This window comes from Acidovorax sp. (assembly GCF_022763525.1).
Classification (GTDB): Bacteria; Pseudomonadota; Gammaproteobacteria; order Burkholderiales; family Burkholderiaceae_C; genus Acidovorax.
Genome location: NZ_JALEGG010000111.1, coordinates 1 through 2,792 on the forward strand (window position 1 = coordinate 1; position 2,792 = coordinate 2,792).

At 67.0% G+C, this 2,792-nt stretch carries 3 protein-coding genes; all 3 read right to left on the minus strand.

Translation table 11 applies throughout. From position 1 onward, the window contains the following. Positions 1–30: 30 nt before the first annotated feature. Positions 31–594 (minus strand): DUF4390 domain-containing protein, encoded by a 564-nt coding sequence (locus tag MRY84_RS08970; protein ID WP_291505387.1) that lies wholly within the window; start codon positions 592–594, stop codon positions 31–33. A gap of 58 nt (positions 595–652) precedes the next feature. Continuing rightward, on the minus strand, positions 653–1,957 hold the full coding sequence (gene rsmB / locus MRY84_RS08975) for a 16S rRNA (cytosine(967)-C(5))-methyltransferase RsmB (RefSeq protein WP_291505386.1): 1,305 nt from the start codon (positions 1,955–1,957) through the stop codon (positions 653–655). Positions 1,958–2,110: 153 nt separating this feature from the next. Next, the coding region (locus tag MRY84_RS08980; RefSeq protein WP_363317506.1) for a hypothetical protein at positions 2,111–2,792 on the minus strand (682 nt) is incomplete at its 5' end.

Below are 2,792 nucleotides of genomic sequence, written 5' to 3' on the forward strand. Positions count from 1 at the left end.
GACCGGGCTGCGGCGCGGGGATGGGTCCGCTCACTTGGAGGGCTCCGCCGGCGGCAGGCGCTGGCTGCGGGCCACGAGCAAGCTCCATCCCGAGCGGCCCACCGCCCCGATCTGGAATGGCCGCGGAAACTGCGACATGTCGAGCCGGAAACGGAAGTTGACCGCATGGACCGCGTCCGCTTCGATCACGTCGCTGTCGGCGATCTTCCAGCGGGAGATGCGCTGAATGGCCGAGAGCGCATCCGGAAAGTCGTCAAAATTCTGGCTCAGCACGACGCCGAGTCCGCTGTTGGTGAACGGGACGGCGGAGACATTCAGGCGCCAGCGGCGCGTCAAAGGCTGGTAGCTCAAGCGCAGGTACCGCTTGGCCTCGGCCACCTGGCGGTCCGACCAGTACCAACGGTCGCGCATCACCTCGGCCTCGACCACAAAGAACATGGGAATGCCTTTGTACAGCGCGTCTTCTGCCAGTTCGGGCAGCGCAAATTGCAACGAAGCACTGAGGTAAAGCCCATCGGGCGCGCGCTCCAGCCGGAGCTCGCCCACCTCCGCAGGTGCGGCAGGACCGGCCTGGGCGGGCGTCGGCCACGCCAGGGCCCATGCCAGCAGAAAGAGCGTGCAAGCGACCACCCAGCGCAGGCGCCCCTGCTCATTAGAGCGATTTTTGCAACAGTGCGTAAAAAAAACCGTCGTGGTCACCCGATGGATTGTGCCCACCACCGGGGATTAAATGGCCTGGCGACGGCAGCAAACGGGCATCAGTGTTGTGCGCAAGAAACGTTTGGACCTGCTCCTCCCCTTCGGCACGGAACACCGAACAGGTGCAGTACAGCAAGCGGCCACCCGGGCGCACCAAGGGCCAAAGCGCCCTCAGCAGGCGAGCCTGCAAGGCGGCGAGCTGGGCAATGTCGCTTTCGCGGCGCAGCCATCGCACGTCCGGGTGGCGCCGAACGATGCCGGAGGCGGTACAGGGTGCGTCCAGCAGGATGGCATCGAACGGTTCACCACCGCATTCCTGCTGCCACCAGTCCTCAGGTCTAGCCGCGTCGGCCACCAGAACCTGGGCTTGCAGCCCCAGGCGCCGCAGGTTCTCGCCAATGCGGGCGCTGCGTTCGGCATCGATTTCAAGGGCGGTCACCTGCAGCGCAGCCCCAGGGCCCGCCAGTTCGAGCAAATGGGCGGTCTTGCCGCCGGGGGCAGCGCAGGCGTCGAGCACGCGCAAGGGCTGGCCCAAGTCCATCCCCTGGAGCAGCAGGGGCGCAGCCAGCTGCGCGGCAGCGTCCTGCACGGAAGCCCAACCGTCACCAAAGCCCGGCAGCGACGACACCGGAACCGCCCGCTCCAATACGACGCCATGGTCGCCGACCAGATTCGCTCCCAAATTGATAGCCTTCAGCGCTTGTAAATAGAGCGCTGGGGTGCACTTTTGCGCATTGATCCGCAGCGCCATCGGTGCGTGGGCATTGTTGGCGCGCAAAATCTGCTCCCAATGGTGCGGGTGGTCCTTGCGCAAACGCTCGATCCACCACAGGGGATGGTTCCAGCGGGCCAGCGGATCATCGTCGCTGCGCGCCACCAGCCCCTCGCGCTCGCGCAGAAAACGGCGCAGGCAGCCGTTGACAAACGACGCCTGGGCTCGCATGGACGGATTGCGCTTGGCCGCCTCGACCGCTTGGTTCACCAGTGTGAACGGTTCGTAGGGCGATTCGTCCGGCGCCCAGCACAGGGCCAGCGCCGTACACAGCAGGGCATCGACCGCTGGCGGAGGCTTTCGGGCGGCAAGCTGGCGGCGCAGGGCCTCCGCGCGTCCGGCATGGCGCAGCACCTGGAAAAGCAGGGCCTGCACCCCTGGGCGCAAGGCGGCATCCACCTCGGCCAGAGCAGCCGTCCCCGACTGCCCCCCGCGAACTGCTTGCAACGCCCCGGCCACAGCATCCAACTGCTGCCAAAGCGGCACGGACTTTCCTCCGGGCGGCGGCGCGTCCAACGCGCCGTTGGCACGAGAAGCCGCACCCTGGCGCCCCCCACCCTCCGCAGAAGATGCTGGCGGCGAAACGGTGGAGGGAGCACGGGGGGGCGATTTACGCATCGGGACCTCTGGCTTTCAAAATCACTGCAGACCGCGCGCCGCCTTGAAGCCGAAGACCCGGGCCAGCAGGTTGGCGGGGAACTGCGCGATGGCCGCGTTGTAGTGCAACACGGCGTCGTTGAACACGTCGGCAGCCTGTGTGTTCTGCTGAAGATGGCTTTCCCATTGCATTTGCCAGTGGGACGGCGGCAATGGCGCCGCCGCCGCTAGGGTCTCCGGCTCGGAGTGGGGTGGGTCCAGCGATTCAGTCGCCTCGGACCCGTCCTGCTGCGGCAGCTGCTGGATGCTGCACGGCGCCAGTGCGGCGGTGGTTTTGTCCCACGTGGCGTACAGCACGTCCCGTGCGGCGGCCAACGCGGCGGCGGCGTCGGGCTGCAGAGGACGTGCACGCGCCATGGCCAGCGAGGCACTCAGCTGGGTAGCCGCCCCTTCCAGCGCAGCCAGGGCCGGAACCGGCCCAGAGGACGCAGGTACCGCCGCGTGCACGGCACCATATTCGCTCACCAGCGCCAGCAGCCGCACCATGTGCGCGTCAAAGCTGCCAAATGCCTGGATCACCGCCGAGCGCAGCCGCATCAGGCGGTTGTAGGCACCCAGCGCCCAGAAGACGGCAACGGCAACTGCGATCCAGAAAAGAGGAGATGACCACATGCTCGGCTGCCGCTGCGGGGTGTGCGCGCAACGGCCATTCAAGAAACAACTC